This window comes from Pseudoneobacillus rhizolycopersici (genome assembly GCF_054786815.1).
In genome coordinates, this window is sequence record NZ_JBTOOE010000221.1 from 1 (window position 1) to 241 (window position 241).

General features: G+C 49.4%; 1 protein-coding gene. It reads right to left on the bottom strand.

Annotated elements, in window-relative coordinates:
* Positions 1–241, bottom strand: a 241-nt coding sequence (locus ACX9YW_RS23515) for a thiamine pyrophosphate-dependent enzyme (protein ID WP_460351219.1), incomplete at both ends; no start/stop codon positions are given.

Genomic DNA, 241 nt, shown 5'->3' on the forward strand with positions numbered 1-241 from the left:
TTCTTAAACGTTCGCTTCCCGTCAGGGGAGTATTTCGTCACCGCCCCTAAAGGGGTTGCCTTCGAAGTCTGCCCCCCTGTATTCGAATAGCACTCGGTGTCCAATACCAATATGTTGATATCCTCACCCGAGGCAAGCACATGATCGATACCTGCGAAACCTATGTCATATGCCCATCCATCCCCACCTATAGCCCAGACAGATTTCTTTCCGAGCATATCGGCATTATGCATTATGGCAT